13 protein-coding genes and 3 pseudogenes are annotated in these 16,207 nt (G+C 61.5%); 10 read left to right on the plus strand and 6 right to left on the minus strand.

Annotated features, from left to right (window positions below; translation table 11 throughout):
• Nucleotides 1–177: 177 nt before the first annotated feature.
• A pseudogene (locus EJA72_RS16490) lies at nucleotides 178–996 on the plus strand (MBL fold metallo-hydrolase).
• Between the two features lie 360 nt (nucleotides 997–1,356).
• Here the strand turns inward: EJA72_RS16490 and EJA72_RS16495 are convergent.
• Nucleotides 1,357–2,097, minus strand: a pseudogene (locus EJA72_RS16495) (diiron oxygenase); the annotation flags it as partial.
• 174 nt (nucleotides 2,098–2,271) lie between these two features.
• Here EJA72_RS16495 and EJA72_RS16500 point away from each other — a divergent pair.
• Nucleotides 2,272–3,228 (plus strand): AraC family transcriptional regulator, encoded by a 957-nt coding sequence (locus tag EJA72_RS16500; RefSeq protein ID WP_157712509.1) that lies wholly within the window; start codon nucleotides 2,272–2,274, stop codon nucleotides 3,226–3,228.
• A gap of 57 nt (nucleotides 3,229–3,285) precedes the next feature.
• Here the strand turns inward: EJA72_RS16500 and gfa are convergent, their stop codons facing one another.
• Together gfa and EJA72_RS16510 are read right to left on the minus strand one after the other, a co-directional pair.
• Complete coding sequence (gfa, locus tag EJA72_RS16505) at nucleotides 3,286–3,861, minus strand: S-(hydroxymethyl)glutathione synthase (protein WP_157712496.1); 576 nt, start codon at nucleotides 3,859–3,861, stop codon at nucleotides 3,286–3,288.
• 94 nt (nucleotides 3,862–3,955) lie between these two features.
• Nucleotides 3,956–4,117 (minus strand): DUF2986 domain-containing protein, encoded by a 162-nt coding sequence (locus EJA72_RS16510; RefSeq protein WP_157712497.1) that lies wholly within the window; start codon nucleotides 4,115–4,117, stop codon nucleotides 3,956–3,958.
• Nucleotides 4,118–4,302: 185 nt separating this feature from the next.
• Here EJA72_RS16510 and EJA72_RS16515 point away from each other — a divergent pair, with 185 nt between their 5' ends.
• A complete protein-coding gene (locus EJA72_RS16515; RefSeq protein WP_157712498.1) occupies nucleotides 4,303–5,211 on the plus strand; it encodes a LysR substrate-binding domain-containing protein in 909 nt (302 codons plus the stop codon).
• An 88-nt stretch (nucleotides 5,212–5,299) separates the two neighbouring features.
• Here the strand turns inward: EJA72_RS16515 and EJA72_RS16520 are convergent, their stop codons facing one another.
• Nucleotides 5,300–7,003 carry a BCCT family transporter gene (locus EJA72_RS16520; RefSeq protein ID WP_157712499.1) on the minus strand — a complete coding sequence of 568 codons (1,704 nt, stop codon included), beginning with the start codon at nucleotides 7,001–7,003 and terminating at the stop codon, nucleotides 5,300–5,302.
• A gap of 398 nt (nucleotides 7,004–7,401) precedes the next feature.
• On the opposite strand from EJA72_RS16520, the gene EJA72_RS16525 reads away from it, so the two are divergent.
• From EJA72_RS16525 to EJA72_RS16550, 7 genes and pseudogenes are all read left to right on the plus strand, one after another.
• Nucleotides 7,402–8,592, plus strand: a complete 1,191-nt coding sequence (locus EJA72_RS16525) for an aromatic ring-hydroxylating dioxygenase subunit alpha (RefSeq protein ID WP_157712500.1) — start codon at nucleotides 7,402–7,404, stop codon at nucleotides 8,590–8,592.
• A gap of 10 nt (nucleotides 8,593–8,602) precedes the next feature.
• A complete protein-coding gene (locus EJA72_RS16530; protein ID WP_157712501.1) occupies nucleotides 8,603–10,048 on the plus strand; it encodes an aldehyde dehydrogenase family protein in 1,446 nt (481 codons plus the stop codon).
• Between the two features lie 11 nt (nucleotides 10,049–10,059).
• Nucleotides 10,060–10,221 (plus strand): annotated as a pseudogene (locus EJA72_RS29305) (rubredoxin); the annotation flags it as partial.
• The gene (locus EJA72_RS16535) at nucleotides 10,210–11,445 is read left to right on the plus strand and encodes an FAD-dependent oxidoreductase (RefSeq protein ID WP_256679709.1); all 1,236 of its coding nucleotides are present in this window, start codon (nucleotides 10,210–10,212) and stop codon (nucleotides 11,443–11,445) included. The pseudogene EJA72_RS29305 and the gene EJA72_RS16535, both read left to right, overlap by 12 nt.
• Before the next feature lie 10 nt (nucleotides 11,446–11,455).
• Complete coding sequence (locus EJA72_RS16540; RefSeq protein WP_157712503.1) at nucleotides 11,456–12,784, plus strand: FAD-binding oxidoreductase; 1,329 nt, start codon at nucleotides 11,456–11,458, stop codon at nucleotides 12,782–12,784.
• A complete protein-coding gene (locus tag EJA72_RS16545; RefSeq protein WP_157712504.1) occupies nucleotides 12,781–13,152 on the plus strand; it encodes an ethanolamine utilization protein EutQ in 372 nt (123 codons plus the stop codon). The genes EJA72_RS16540 and EJA72_RS16545 overlap by 4 nt, the downstream gene beginning before the upstream one ends.
• A gap of 15 nt (nucleotides 13,153–13,167) precedes the next feature.
• The gene (locus EJA72_RS16550; RefSeq protein ID WP_157712505.1) at nucleotides 13,168–14,325 is read left to right on the plus strand and encodes an MFS transporter; all 1,158 of its coding nucleotides are present in this window, start codon (nucleotides 13,168–13,170) and stop codon (nucleotides 14,323–14,325) included.
• Between the two features lie 40 nt (nucleotides 14,326–14,365).
• On the opposite strand, the gene EJA72_RS16555 is transcribed toward EJA72_RS16550, so the two are convergent.
• Nucleotides 14,366–15,682, minus strand: a complete 1,317-nt coding sequence (locus EJA72_RS16555; RefSeq protein WP_157712506.1) for an MFS transporter — start codon at nucleotides 15,680–15,682, stop codon at nucleotides 14,366–14,368.
• 69 nt (nucleotides 15,683–15,751) lie between these two features.
• The coding region (locus tag EJA72_RS16560) for an amidase family protein (RefSeq protein ID WP_256679708.1) at nucleotides 15,752–16,207 on the minus strand (456 nt) is incomplete at its 5' end.

Genomic DNA, 16,207 nt, shown 5'->3' on the forward strand with positions numbered 1-16,207 from the left:
CCCGTTAACCACTCCATTCGGGTGGGAACAAGGACGTGATGGCGGATTACCCTGTACACCTCATAAAACGTCTCCGTCGCACGCATTGCCGGACGGCGCGTATTCAAAGAGGTGTCTGTCGTGAACCGTTGTTTATCCACTCTGGCGGGTAGAAGTCGCAAGCTTGATGGTGGCGTGATGTTCGGCAATACGCCGCGGCAGCAGTGGGCTGACTGGATCAAGCCTGATCAGGACAACCTGGTCGATCTGGCCTCGCGTGGGCTGTTGGTGCAGCAAGGCGGCAGGAACATCCTGGTCCTGGTCCTGGTCCTGGCCGGTGCCAGCGCCTTGCTTGCGCCACTGCGAAGGACCTGCAGCTGTCAGAAGCACCCTTCGGGGTTGCTCGAAAGCCTGGCGCAGTATGGCCTGGCGGAAGGCGACATCAGTGCGGTGGTGCTGACGCACTTGCATGCGCAGCTCACCCCTGAACTCTGTGCGGCGGTGGCAGACGGCGACATACCGTGTCTGCTGTTTCCCGCTGCGCGTTACATCAGCGTGTGCGCGCCACTGGTCCCGTGCCTGTCACAACCATTCCCATGATCGCGGTTTGTTCGTCCGGCAGATCGTGCGCAGTCTCGAGAACAGCGGGCGGTTGGTGCTGGTCGATGGCGACCGGTGTAACGAGCTGGGCGACGGCTGGCAGTTCCACTACAGCGACGGCTACACTCCGGGGAATTGATTCCGGAAATCGCCATGCCGGGCGGGCCGGTGGTGTTCGCGGGTGATTTGATTCCGGGCACGCATTGGCTGAGCCTGAATGTCACGACCGCCAACGATCGCAACCCGGAGGGATTGGTCGGGGAGAAAGAGCGATTGCTGGACCATCTCGTGGCCAGCGGGGGGAGGCTGGTGTTTTCCAGTGACCCGGAGATCGCGATGATCAAGGTCATGCGTGACCGGCAATCACGTTACCTGCCGTTTGACCCGTATGCGGCGTTGAGCCGTTTTGATTCCTGATAGTTACGGCCCAGCCGTACATCCGGTTGGGGTGAACTTGCTCGCGATAGCGGACGATCAGCCGACATCAATGCTGGCTGTGCTGGCCTCATCGCGGGCAAGCCCGCTCCCACAATGACCGAGGATGCTCATAATTTTGGCTGCACCTGGGGTTGCCCTGAATGTGGGGGGCATCCGACAGGCAACGTCTTTCCTGTGGCGAGGGAGCTTGCTCCCGCTGGAGTGCGCAGCAGTCCCTTTTTTGGAGCCGCTTCGCGCCTCAGCGGGAGCAAGCTCCCTCGCCACAGGTGAATTATCACTTTCCGGCTTCTCGCTCTCACGACCTTTACCGTCGTCGCTGTTGTTGCCGGGCCCTGTCGATCAATGGTTGATGATGGGTGCCAGTGCGGCCTGAATCCTGGCCATCTGCGCGGGTGTTGTCATCTGCGTCAGCAGTCGGCCAAAGTGCGGATGCTGCACGCCCGAGATGATGTATTGCCAGCGATAGGCGCTCAGCACGCTGGCTTTGATTTGAGCGGCCTCATCGACACTGAACGACGGTGAGACGTTTCGAATGAAGTAGTCGGCATCGGCTTCCGATTGTGCCTGCAGAATCGTGTCGACTGCGGCCACCAACGCGATCAGATCGTCAACTGCCCGGTCGCGCTCGGCGGGTGAGCATTTCGCATGCTCGGCCTTCCACTCCAGTTCATCGAGTACGACGTGCCGGCTTTCATCCTTCCAGTGAAACTTGAAGACATCCTTGAACAGGGGGCATAGCGCCTCGTGCGGGGCAATGCTTTGCGTGTAGTGCGTTTGAACAAACAGCTCGATATGACAGGTCAGCGCCAGCACCGACCACGTGCTGGCTGCCAGCACTGCGCGCGCCACCTCGTTTGGGTCGGCAACCTGGCGATACCCCGCCGGCATTTGCGCACCAATCATCGTCTCGATACGCCGGAACAGCTCCTGATGCTTGATCTCGTCGTTGGAAAACCGCACCAGCGCTTCGAGCGCGAGCTGGTCGTCAAACACATGCGCCCGACCTTGATCGAGCATTTTTGCGCTGATAAAACGCTCGACCAGGCCAAAGATGTACGCATAGGTCCGGCCTTGAATCTCAAGTGGGGATAGGGCCATTACGGTTGACGACGGAGTCAGTGACCGGTGCTGGAACGTGTGTGGGGCGTCTCGGTCACGGCGTCCGCGTTGGTGCTAATCTAGGCGTCGTCGTTCAGGCAATGAATGATCGGTGCGCCTGATTACATGCTCCGGACTCCGGAAAGGGGGTGGCCGTTGCTGGATGCGCTTTCTGATGTGTTGCGGGTGATTCGATTGTCTGGAGGGGTTTTTCTCGAGGCAGAATTCACTGCGCCCTGGTGCATCAGCGGCAAACTGTCTGCGGACGATTGCGCACCGTTTCTGGCGGCCCCCAAACACATCATCGCCTCGCACTTTGTCGCCTCGGGGCACATGCACATACAAATCGACGATGGCGCCCCCCTCGACGTGCAGGCAGGCGAACTCATCCTGTTGCCTCGTAATGACATTCATACGTTTGGCAGTGATCTGGGCATTGCCCCCTTTTTCGCGCGGGAAGTCATCCAGCCGCCGGAAGTCGGTGGCATTTCTCGTATCAAGTACGGCGGGGGCGGTGAGACCACGCAGTTATTGTGTGGCTTCCTCGGTTCTGAAACCCCGTTCAGTCCGTTGCTGTCGTCGCTGCCCCCCTTATTGAAACTGGATGTTCGCGCCACGGCCTCGGGCGCCTGGATTGAAAGCTCCTTCCGTTTCGCGGTCAGTGAGATCGCGGCGGGGCGGGTCGGCTCGGCTACAGTGATCGCCAAGCTTTCCGAACTGCTCTTCGTCGAAGCCGTCAGCCAGTATGTCGCGAACCTGCCCGCTGAGCGGCGCCGGTGGCTGGCGGGGTTGCGAGATCCACATATCGGTCGCGCATTGGCGTTGCTCCACGCGCGCCCCACCGAGGGCTGGACCGCGGAAGCCCTGGCGCTTGAAGTGGGCATGTCGCGCTCGGTGTTCGCGGAACGATTCACGGCCTTGGTCGGCCAGCCACCGATGCAATACCTGACGCTGTGGCGCATGCACGTGGCGGCTCAACACTTGCGCGAAGGACGCGGCAATGTGGCGCAAATCGGCTTTGCCGTGGGTTATGAATCCGAGGCCGCCTTCAGCCGTGCATTCAAACGCCAGTTCGGCACATCACCGGGGACTTGGCGCAGGCAATCAGCATGAGTGAACGCTTGCGAACCGGGCGCCGCGGTCCTTTGTAGAAACCGCGGCGCCGGTCAATCAGGCTGAAAGCAGGCCTTTCTGTTTGGCGACATGCGTCGCCATGGCGTCCATCAGGTCCGGGGACAGGCAGTCATAGGGCGCCAGGCCGATCTCGCGCAGGCGCTCGCGGATCGCCTTCATTTGCGCGGGCGGTGTACCGGTTTCGATGATGGACGAGACGAACGCCGCGAAGCCCGGCGCAGCCCAGCCGCGCTGGGGTGAGAGTTCGGTGTGGACGAAGTCCAGGCCATAAAATGCGTGGTTCTTGTTCTCGATGCGCCCGAAGAGATGGGCGTGACACTGTTTGCACGCGTGGCGCTGGATGGTGGCGGTTTCGTCGACAATCGCCAGTTTTTCGCCGTGGGCCGTGACGCTGACCTTATCCCGAGGGACCACGGCAATGACGGCGAATGTCGCGCCTTGCGGTTTCCAGCATTTGCTGCAGCCGCACGCATGGTTATGCAGGGTTTGCGCGTCGATCCTGACCTCGACCTTGTCGGTCGCACACAGGCATTGCAGGGTGCCACCGGTGAAATCCGCGGCGGCGGGTTGGATACCGTTGTCCAGTGCAGGGTGAAGTTTCAAGGTGGCCATGCTGGCGCCTCCGTATCTGGGTGCCCCCAGATAAAGAATAGCGCGCCATTTGAAGTGTTCCTCCCGGCGGATGACCGCAGGTCAAGACGGAACATCAGCTCTCAGGGGTAATGATCGGGTCCGGGCTGGCCTCGGCAGCCAGTTTCAACCGGTCCGCCTTGCTGATGTACTTGGTCTTGTTGGCGGGTGCCAGTTTGGCACTGGCCTTTTTCGCGTGAGCCTTTAATAACTGCGTGATTTTCTTACGGCGATTCATCTGTTTCTACTCAGCGGGTGAATGGTTGAATGATACCAGCTTAGGATGCTTCGCAAGCGGCGCGCGCTGGGCGCACAGGCATCGATCCTGGCATTGCCGACACACCATAAAACCTGCGCGCACCTGCCAGCGAATCACTAGAATGGAGCACTCGCTAATAACAAGAATCAGTGGATGCAAACCCCTTGAAAATTCAGCCTCTTCCGCCGCTCAATAGTTTGATTGCCTTTGAGGCTGCAGCCCGGCATTTGAGCTTCACCTTTGCCGCTCGGGAGCTGAACGTCACGCAGGGTGCGATCAGTCGTCAGGTGCGCTTGCTTGAGGATTATCTGGGCAAGGCCTTGTTCGAAAGGACCACCCGCACCATCAACCTGACGCCGACCGGTGTTCAATACCACGATACGGTTCGCGACTGTCTGCAAAGCCTGGCCCGCTCCACGGGGGAGATACGGCAATGGCGTGGCGATCAGCAGGTGACCGTCGCCACCAGCACCGCGATGGCATCGCTCTGGCTGTTGCCCAAGGTGGCGGAGTTTCAACGCCAACATGAGGAAATCGATCTGCGGATCATCGCGATCGATCATGTGAAGGACTACTCAAGGCTCGATTGTGATCTGGCGCTGTATTACTGCAGTGCGGCGCCGAAAGAGCTGGACGTAACGCCACTGTTCTCGGAAGAGATATTCATGGTGTGCAGCCCCTCGTACCTGGAGAAACATCCCCAGCTTTCATCCATCGACGGGTTGTCGTCTTGTACCTGGCTGTGGCTTGAAGATTCGCAAAGAGACTGGATCGGATGGCCGGAGTGGTTCAAGCGCCTGGAGCACGCGCCGGTTGCGCCCAAACACCGGATCAACATCAACAGCTACAGCATGCTGATCCAGTCGGCCATCAGCGGGCAGGGCGTTGCGCTCGCCTGGAACAAACTGGTCGATGATCCGCTGAGTACCGGCGCGCTGGTCCGTCCCAACGATACCGTGCTGCAGACCAACGCCAAATTCTGTCTGCTGGAGCCCCTCAGTACCCGGGGCCCCCGCCACAGCGTGAAGCTGTTTCGCGACTGGCTGATGGGGCTGCCTTCCATCCAGGGATAAGGCGCGATCCTGAAACGACAAAGCCGTCAGTTTTTGACTGACGGCTTTGGTATTTAACGTGATGCAGTACGGGCTTACCTGGCCAGGATCAGCCGGCTTTTCGAGCCGTCAACAATGACGGCGCAACGTCGCCCAGCAAGGAACCGCCAACGGGCGAAACAAACTCCTGAGTCTGCCCGTGCACCGGCAGGCGGCCACCGGGAGGCTGGTGGGGCAAGGCGCTGAAGGGCTCTTCCCGCAGGCTGCGAATCAGGGTGTAGCTCATGATCATCATCAGGATGGCGATCGGCAGGCCCGCTGCGATGCTCGCCATCTGAATCGCCTTGAGCCCTCCCGCCAGCAGCAACCCGGCAGCGACACCGCCTTCGAGCATGCACCAGAGCAGCCTGATCCAGTTGGGCGGGTTGGTGCTGCCCATTGCATTCAAGGTGCAGAGCACCTGAGTACCGGCGTCGGCGGTGGTGACGAAATGCACGGCGAGCAGCAGGCACACGAAGATCGAGAGCGCGCCGCCAATGACCGGGCCATCCAGTTTGCCGAGCAAGGTGAACATGGCCGCCGTGGCTTCTTTCTTGGTGGCCAGCAGGACGGTGCCGCCTTCAAAGGTGGCTTTTTCCTGAATCTGTTCAGCGCCAGACGGTGCGCTCTGATACTGCTGACGTTCGGTTTGCTCGCTCTTCAACGCAGCGCCACCAAACACCGACATCCAGAGGATGGTGACCATCGTGGGCACCACCAGGGCACCGACGATGAGTTCGCGAATGGTCCGGCCCTTGGAGATACGGGCGATGAACAGGCCCACGAACGGCCCCCAGGTCATCCACCACGGCCAGTAGAACGCGGTCCACCAGTTTTGCCATTGAGTGTCTTTCTGGGTGTCCATCCAGAGGCTCAGGCCGACCAGGTTTTGCAAATAGTCACCGGTCGATTCGAACATCAGGTTGAGGATGTAGCGCGTCGGACCAATCGCCAGAACAATCAGCATCAACAGGATCGACATGTACATGTTGAGTGTCGATATCCGTTTCATCCCTTTGGAAAGACCGGCCAGGAGTGAAATGGAGGCGATGATCGTGACCACCAGAATGATGGACAGCTGCAGGCCGATGCTGACGGGCACGCCAAAGACCTGGTGCAGGCCGGTATTGATTTGCGCAACGCCCAGGCCCAGCGATTGGGAAACACCGAAGGCAGTGATCGCCACCCCCATGATGTCCACGACGTGGCCGATCCAGCCATAGATCCGGTCGCCAATCAGCGGGTAGAGCAGGGACCGCAGCGCCAGGGGCAACCCTTTGCGATAGGCGAAATATGCCAGGCTCAAGCCGATCAAGGTGAAAATCGCCCAAGGATGAAGCCCCCAGTGAAACAGGGTGATGCGCATGGCCATGCTCGCGGCTTCATCGGTCAGGCCCTTGGAGAAAGGGTTGTCGGCGTAATGCAACATGGGTTCGGCGACCGACCAGAAAATCAGGCCGATGCCCATGCCGGCACTGAACAGCATGGCGATCCATGAGCCAAAGCTGAACTCGGGATGATCGTGCTCGGCACCGAGTTTGAGCGTGCCGTAACGGCTGAGAGAAATGTACAGCAGCAGGCAGAGCACGCCGCTCAGCAGCGCCAGGTAATACCACTTGAAGTTGGTCAGGATGAAGGTTGACGCGGTTTCAAACGTTTTCGCCGCTTGTTCATTCATGAACGCACAAAACAGCACAAACAGGATCACGGTTGTGATCGAAACCAACGTTACATTCGGGTTGAGACCTTTAAGAAGGCCCGATTCTGCACGCATTTTTTTCCCCTTTTATTATTGTTCAAGGGTTGTGGATTTTGCGGTTGAAGGGCTGATCGACGTTCAGCTGTTACCAGCGGCCAATCATTCGCCCCTCAGGGTGACCTCGGGGCGATGACGGCCCGGGATGTGGCGACAAAATGGTGGAGACACGGGCGGCGAACAACTCATTTATCCTCATCATTTCATTACATTTAATCATTAATTCAGAGCGGGGAATTTGCGGGGGTAACTGAACCGTATCAGCCAAAATCAATTTTCACATTGATGAGCAATAGTCATTAATGCCTGCCTGAAAAATCGTTTGTCGAGGGTTCCTCTTCTTGCCGAAACTCGCCGTCATGCAGCAGGCCGGACCTGCCGTGCATTTTCATTCGTGCCAGCAAGAGAAAATAATAATGACTTCCACGACCGCGACCCGCCTTATCCCGACTCAAACCCTGGAAACTGTCCTGGCTCCGATCCATGAAGCCCATGGCCTGACCAACGAGTTTTATACCGAACAACGCTATTTCGACCTGGAGCGCGATCACGTGCTCGGTCGCAACTGGGCGTGCGTCGGTTTTGCCAGCGACCTGCCGAGCACCAGCTACGTCAAACCGGTGGATTTCATGGGGCTGCCACTGTTGCTGATGCGCAACCGCGAAGGCCTGGTGCAGGTCTTCCACAACGTCTGCAGCCACCGGGGCGTCAAGCTTGTGCAGCAGGCCGGCGAAGTGCAGGGCGTGATCCGCTGCCCTTACCACTCCTGGACCTACGACTTGAACGGCGGCCTCAAAGGCACACCTCACGTGGGCGGCATCAACCAGCACAAAGACGAGCGTTTCGCCTGCGAGAAACATGGCCTGAAGGCGTTGCGCAGTGCCATCTGGATGGACATGGTGTTCATCAACCTGTCGGCTGACGCACCGGACCTGCAAGAGCAACTAGCCCCCCTGACCGAGCGCTGGACCCAGTTCCTGGGGACCGACGGCATGGACCTGTTGCGCCGCGAGCCCAACAGTGGCGCCGTCAGCATCGAGGTCAACTGCAACTGGAAACTGGCAGTGGAAAACTACTGCGAGGCCTACCACTTGCCATGGGTGCACCCTAGCCTGAACAGCTATTCCCGCCTGGAAGACCACTACAACATCATCTTCGATCAGTTCGCCGGCCAGGGCAGCCATGCCTATAACCTGTCCGACGTCGCCGGTACCCACCTGCCGATGTTCCCGTCCTGGCCGCAGGATCGCCTGCGCACCGCCGAGTACGTCGCGTTTTTCCCTAACGTCTTGCTGGGCATCCAGGCCGACCATGCCTTCGCCATGATGCTGGAGCCGGTCGCCCCCGGGAAAACCATCGAGCACCTGCGCCTGTTCTATATCGGCGATGAGGCGCTGGACGACCGTTACGAGGCAGCGCGTGACGCGGTCATGCAGTCCTGGCGCGTGGTGTTCGCCGAAGACATCGCGTCGGTCGAAGGCATGCAGAAGGGCCGTCATTCCCCTGGCTATGGCGGCGGGGCGTTCTCCCCGGAAATGGATCTGCCGACCCACTTCTTCCACCAGTGGGCGGCGCGTCAGTTGCTCGCCTGCGCGCAGAGTGTTTGAGGTCATGGCCATGTATTCGATCCAGCCGCATTGGTTGAACTTCATTGATGGCGCGTGGGCCGACAGCGAGCAGTCCATCACGGTCAGCAATCCCGGGACGACAGAACCGGTCGCCACCATTGCCCAGGCCTCCATCCCCGACGCCGAACGCGCGCTGCAGGCCGCACGCCGCTGTGCCGACAGCGGCGAGCTGACCCGCGCACGGCCCGCGCAACGGGTCACCTGGTTGCTGGAGGTCGCCGCGCAAATCCGCGCGGTGACCGAGGAAGGGGCCTGGGTCCTGTGCCAGGAGAACGGAAAGAGCCTGCGCGACGCCCGTGACGAATTTATCGAAGCGGCGCGTTACTTCGAGTATTACGCCGGGATGGCCGACAAGATCGAAGGCAAGTCCATTCCGCTGGGCAACGGCTACATGGACTTCACGGTCTACGACCCCATGGGCGTGTCGCTGCAAATCGTGCCGTGGAATTTCCCGGTGTCCATTTGCGCCCGTTCACTGGCGCCGGCGCTCGCGGCGGGCAACGCGGTGGTGATCAAGTCGCCGGAAATTTCTCCCCTGGGGCTGTGCGTTCTGCTGCAGGCCATTGAACGCGCCGGGTTACCTCGCGGCGCCGTCAACCTGATCTGCGGTCAAGGCCGGGAAGTCGGTGCTTACATGGCCGGGCATCGGGCAGTCGACCAGATCGTCTTCACCGGGTCCGTCGGCACAGGGCAGAGCATTCTGCGAGCGTCTGCCGAGCACGCCATTCCCAGCGTCATGGAGCTGGGCGGCAAATCAGCGGCGGTGGTGTTCCCCGATGCGGACCGCGAGCAACTGTTGAATAGCGTCCGCAACGGCATTTTCTTCAATGCCGGCCAGGTGTGCTCGGCCATGTCGCGCCTGTTGGTGCATCGCTCCCTGTACGAAGAGGTGGTCGCTGAAGTGGTCGCGATGGCCGAGGGACTGGTTGCGGGCCTTGGCCAGGACAATCCAGACCTGACGCCCGTGATCTCCGCGAGCCAGCTGCAAGGCATTGAAGCGATGTGTCGGCGAGCCCAGGAAGAGGGCGCCGTGGTTGCCACCGGCGGCGAGGCCATCAGCGGGATGCGTGGGCACTTCATGGCACCAACGGTGTTCCGTGACGTCAGCCCGCAGATGGAAATTGCCCAGGCCGAAGTCTTTGGCCCGGTGCTCGCGGTTATCCCGTTCGACACCGAAGCGGAAGCCATCGCCATTGCCAACGGCACCGACTTTGGCCTGGTCGCGGGGGTTTTCACCCAGGACCTCAATCGCGCCTTGCGCTGCGCACGGCAACTACGCGCCGGCCAGGTGTTCATCAACGAGTGGTACGCCGGTGGCATTGAAACGCCGTTCGGTGGCGTGGGGCTGTCCGGTTTCGGCCGCGAAAAAGGCCAGGAAGCGCTCTACAGCTATGTGCGTACCAAAAACCTTGCCTTGCGCATTTCGGGCGAGTGAGGAGGCACACCATGAAAAAATGGCTCTGCATTATCTGTGGCCTGATTTATGACGAAGCCCTGGGCTGGCCGGACGACGGTATTGTCGCCGGGACCCGCTGGGAAGATGTCCCCGAAGACTGGCTGTGCCCCGAGTGCAAGGTGGGCAAATCGGATTTCGAGATGATCGAGATCAGCGAACCGGTGAAGGTCGCCGCTGTCGCCCCGGCGCTCGTGAAACAGCCCGCAGTAGCAGTTCAGCCGGCCCAGCCGGTGGTGATCATCGGCAGCGGGTATGCCGGTTATGGCCTCGCGCAGGCGCTGCGCAAAGCCAACCCGCAACTCGATATCCGGGTCCTGACCCAGGACTGTGGGCACCACTATTCCAAGCCGGGGCTGTCGATCGCGTTGGCACAAGGGCGCAGCGCGGCGGGGTTGGCGACGGACAGCCCGATGGCGCTGGAACAGCGCTGGGGCATTCGCATCTACAGCCATTGCCGGGTCGAGCGCATTGATGTGCAGGCCCGACGCCTGCACACCAATCTTGGCGAGGTGGCGTACGGTCAACTCGTCCTGGCCAGTGGGGCGTCACCCCTGCGCCTGCCCATCGAGGGCTGTGCCGACGCATTGCTGAGCGTGAACAATCTGCAGGATTACCGGGCATTCCGTGAGCGCCTCGAAGGTGTGCGCCGCGTGGCGGTGCTGGGCGACGGGTTGATTGGCTGCGAATTTGCCAACGACCTGGCCAGCAGCGGTTATCAGGTTCGGGTGATTGGTCTGGGGCATTGGCCGATGGAGCGCTTGCTGCCGGAAGCGGCGGGCCGGCAACTGCAAGAGGCGTTGTCCGCGCTGGGCGTGCAATGGCATTTGCGTACGACGTTGCAGCGCATCGAGCAAGCGTCCAATGGCTATCGACTGACACTGGCCGATGGTCAGGCGTTCGACGCGGACCTGGTGGTGTCGGCGGTGGGCCTGCGACCCAATCTGGAACTGGCACAGGCCGCAGGCCTGGCGTGCAGGCGTGGCATTCAGGTGGATGCGCACCTGCAAACCTCACAACCCGGCATCTATGCCTTGGGGGACTGCATCGAGGTCGATGGGCAATTGCTACCGTATCTCGCGCCGATCAACGAGGGCATTCGTGCCCTGGCCAAGACCTTGTCCGGGCAGCCGACGCCGGTGACGTACCCACTCGCCCCCGTGACGGTGAAAACGCCCGCCGCTCCTTTGTGCCTGCTGCCGCCGCCCGTTGATTGCGAAGGGCAATGGCATTGCGACGAAACCGGGGACGGCCTGAGCGCGGCGTTCCGCGACAGCGGCGGTGCCTTGCGCGGCTTCGTCCTGCTTGGACGGCAAGCACAACAAAAACGTAATGCCTGGCTGCAGAGCTGCCAGGGCATCCCACAGAATGTGGCCTGAGAATCGACCCATGAACAGTATCGTTAACTTGCCACATGATGACCGCAGTTGCGGCTGGTACGCCGCCTTACCCGAACCGCTGGCGCCTACTCGCCTGAGCGGTGAACAAAAGGCCGACTACGTGGTGATCGGCGCCGGTTTCGCCGGCCTCGCCGCTGCTCGGCGCCTGGCTGAGCACATGCCGCAGTCGCGCATTCTGCTGGTGGATGCCCAGCGCGTCGGCTACGGCGCATCGGGTCGTAACTCCGGATTCGTCATCGACCTGCCGCACAAATTCGCCCTGGAACATCCCGATCCACAGCACAAGCAACGCTTGCTCGGCCTCAATCGCGCGGCCATCGCGCAACTGCAAACCCTGATCGGACGTCACGGCATCGAGTGCCAATGGTCCCATGCCGGCAAGTATCAAGGCGCCGTGGGTGAGCGTGGCCTGGCCTATCTCGGCCACTTCGAGAAACTGATGGCCGACCTGGGCGAGCCTTACCGGCGCGTGGAAAAACAGGAACTGGCCGGGGTGCTGGGCACGGACTATTACAGCCGCGCCATCTTTACCCCGGGTTGCTACCTCATGCAGCCAGCGGCACTGGTGCGTGGCTTGGGCGGGTCACTGCCGGAAAACGTCGAGGTCCTGGAAGAATCGCCGATCCAGCGCCTGGAGAAGGACGCGGACGGGAGCTGGACCCTGCAAGGTAAAGACGGATCGATTCGCACACCGAAAGTGTTGCTGGGGACCAGTATTTTCACCCAGGAGTTCGGTTACCTGCGCAATCGGCTGTTGCCGGTGATGACGTTCGCCAGCTGGACGCGGCCGCTGACGGACGCCGAGATGGCGGCTGTCGGTGTGCAGGCCGACTGGGGGCTGACGCCTGCCGACCATGCCGGCACCACGGTGAGGATGACCCAGGATCGCCGTCTCATCATCCGCAATACCTACAAACATGTGCCGCGATACGGGCGAAGCATCAATGACGCGACGCGCATGAAGGTCCGCGAGGACCATGTGGCGGCGTTCGTCGCGCGCTACCCGCAACTGGCCCATGTGCCGCTGACGCACACTTGGGGCGGGGTTTACGCGATCTCGCGCAACTTCACCAATTTCTTCGGGAAACTCGACGACGGCGTGTTCGCCACCGCTTGTGACAACGGCGTCGGGGCCGCCTGGGGCACCATCTCCGGCACGTTGCTGGCCGATAAGGCGGTGGGTGCCGACTCGCAACAGCTCAATGACATTCAGTCCGTGACGGGCATGCCTTCGCGCAATCCGCCGGAGCCGTTCCTTGGGCTCGGGGTGCGTTCACGGATCCGCTGGGCGGCGTGGAACAGCCGGAGCGAGCTATGACGAATGCCCCGACAGAGAGGAAACCGGTGAGGCTGGTCGATCACCGGGACCTGGACTTTGTGCATCGCGGTGGCCCCCCCGGGGGCGCCAGTGTTGCGCGCGCCCTCAGCAATGAGGTGTCGCCGCACCTGGGCATCGGATTTGCGCGGTGGGAGGGGGCCGAGGTTGCCTGGACCTTGCTGTATGACGAAGTGATTTTTGTCATCGAAGGCAGTTTCGAACTGAGGGCCAACGGTGAACTGTACCGGGTGGAACCCGGGCAGTTGCTGTGGATTCCCGAAGGGACCGAACTCGTCTATGGGGGACACGCGCTGTTTGGCTATGTCGTGCATCCGGGTGACTGGAAGCAGCGCCACGGGCTCATCTGATCCGGGAAACTGAACATGTTTGCGCTCACCAAGGTGTTTGCAACGATTTACGCGGCGGCGCTGTTGATGCAGCTCGGGTCAAGCCTGCTGATGACGTACCTGGCCTTGCGCCTGGACGCCGCCGGTATCGCGGAGTTCTGGGGCGGTGCGCTCATGGCGGCCAACGCGCTGGGGATGGTGGCAGGAGGACGTGCCGGTTACTGGCTGATCGGCCGGATCGCACACGTGCGGGCATTTGTGGTCAGCGCAGGCGTCATTGTCACGGCGGTTCTCAGCCACCAGTTGAGTGACTGGCTGCCGTTTTGGCTGGCGCTGAGGTTTGTGGTCGGCGTGGCGATGATGTGCCAACTGATGGTGATTGAAAGCTGGCTCAATGACTGTGCACCGGGCGGTCGTCGAGGCGGCGCCATGTCGCTGTACATGGTGGCGAGCTACGTCGGCATGATGCTGGGGCAGTTGTTGCTCAGCTTCAGCAACGGGCTCGACGCGCTAGTGTTGTCGGGCGTGGCGATTGCGTTCGCCATCGGGCTGGTGCCGATGGCCATGCATCGGGGAATGCAGCCGCATCCGATCAGTCCGGCCAGGGTCAGCTTCATGCGTTATATCCGTCGGCTGCCGCAATCGCTGGGCACGGTGCTCGCCTCGGGTTTGCTCAACGGCTGCTTCTATGGATTGGCGCCGATCTTCGCTGCACAGTCGGGTTTTTCACCGGCACAGGTCGGCCTGTTCATGGCCTTGAGTATTGCGGCGGGCCTGTTCGCGCAGCTGCCGCTGGGCAAACTGTCGGACCGTTTTTCCCGTGTCGGCCTGATCCGCTGGAACGCCGCTTTGCTTTGCATCGCTTACCTGCCACTGGCCTTTGTGCAGGCACCGCAACCAGGTTGGGTGATGCTGGCGGGCGCCGTCATCGGCTTTCTGCAGTTTTGCCTCTATCCATTGGGCGTTGTGCATGCCAATGACAATCTGGAGCCTGAGTTGCGGGTGTCGGTGGCTGGGGTGCTGTTGGTCACGTTCGGCATCGGCGCAGCCATTGGCCCCTTGGTGGCGGGTGCGATGATGGAACATTTCGGGCGCCAGGCGCTTTACCTGTTCGGCATCGGCGTGGCCGCACTGGTGGTTTGCCTGGTCAGCGACAGGCAACGCATTCAGGCGGCGGTCATGCCGGCCCAATGAAGCTCGCCCCTGACAACCCGTTGTCAGGGGCGATTTTCATTCACACAGCCAGCGCAGGCACTTCCACCGGGCTGATCTGTTTGCCATAGGGTTTGAGCACGCTGAGCAGCACCAGGCTGGCCAGCAGGTAACCGCTGGCGCAAATCACCAGTGCCCAGCGCAGCGCATCCGCCCCGGCGAGGGAGCTCAAGTGATCACTGAGCATGCCAACCACCAGCGGCCCGAAACCGGCGCCGAGGGCCATGATGCCGAAGTTGAACACTGCGATCAGCGTGGCCCGGCGCCGGGGGGCGATCAAGTGGGCGATGGCGGTGTAGCTGGGGGCCATCCACCACATGCCGAACACCGACATGCCGAACATGAAGGCGGCCGCCTTGGGCACTTTCAAACTGCCCAGTAGCCAGGGATCGCCGGCCGGACACAGGGCGAAACCGATGGCCAGGGGGAAGGCCAGCAGCGCCCCGATGATCGGGATCCCCAGTTGCCAGCGGGTATCGCGTTGCGCCAGGTGTGCGGTCAGCCAGCCGCTGGACAGCGAGCCAATGATCGCTCCCGGCCCGGCCACCAGACCCATGATGGCGCCGGCATCCTTGAGTGTCAGGCCGTGGCTGCGCACCAGGAACGTGGTACTCCAGATGCTGAACGCGTAACCGGAAAACGCCAGCAGCGCGCCGGCGATGGCGATGCGCACGTAAGGGTTGCAGGCCCAGGCACCGCGTAGCACTTGCCACAGGGACTCGTGATGGACCGGATTGTTCGCCGGGATTTCCCAGGTGCCACGCAACGGCTCTTGGGTAGTCAGGCGCAACAGCACCGCGGCGATCAGGCCGGGTATCGCCATCCACATGAATGCGTCGCGCCACCCGTAGTAGTAAGTGATCCAGGCGCCGACACTCAGGCCGACCAATGCACCAATGGGCGCGCCCAGCATGTACACGCTGATGGCCTTGGCCCGCTGATGGGGCGGGTACAGGTCGGCGATCATCGTCATTGACGCCGCGCCGCTGCCCGACTCGCCGACGGCCACGCCCAGACGGGCCAGCGCCAGTGTCCAGTAACCGGTGACCCAGCCACAGAGCAGGGTCATGGCGCTCCAGAAGGCGCAGCACAGGCCGATCAGGTCGCGACGGTTGGTCCGGTCGGCGAAACGCCCCATAGGGATGGCGAACAGGCAGTAGACCAGGGAAAAACCGAGCCCGGTCAGCAGGCCGATCTGGGTGTCCGTGACATTGAATTCAGCCTTGATGGGTTCGATGACGATCCCCATGATCTGCCGGTCGATGAGGCTGACAGCGGAGACCAGGAACAATAGAAACAAGGTGTAGTGGCGACGAAAACCGTGGGGCTTGGTGGTCATGGATAGACACTCGCAATGTGCTCTTTTCTGTTGCCGGGCCCGCCGCTCGGGGAGGCCCGGCAGGCCGATTTAGTGCTGTGCGGGAAGGAAGGCCCAGGGGCGATGCTGTTCCAGCTGCCCGGCCAGTTGAAACAACAGGCCTTCCTGGCAATGCGCGGCGCCGAACATCATACCGATCGGCAGGCCCTCGCGGCTCATGCCCAGCGGCACCGACATCGCCGGTTGACCGCTGACGTTGGCCAGTACCGTAAAGCCGATGCTGCCGACGATGTGTTTGATGTAATCCTCATAACTGTTTTGCAGGCTGACCCGTCCCAGTGGCGGGGTAAGCTGGCCAGTGACCGGGGACAGGATCACGTCGATGTCGTCGAACAGCAGGTCCATCTGCAAACCAATCGCCTCGAAGTCGCGGCGGGCACGATAGAGCTGCTCGGAGCTGGCCTGGGTCGCCTGTTCCAGCACGCGCCGCGTCACCGTTTCCAGCGCATGCGGGGCCATGGGACGACCGAGCGCCGCCTCGCGGTC

The sequence above is a fragment of the Pseudomonas sp. PB120 genome, from assembly GCF_009761815.1.
Lineage (GTDB): Bacteria > Pseudomonadota > Gammaproteobacteria > Pseudomonadales > Pseudomonadaceae > Aquipseudomonas.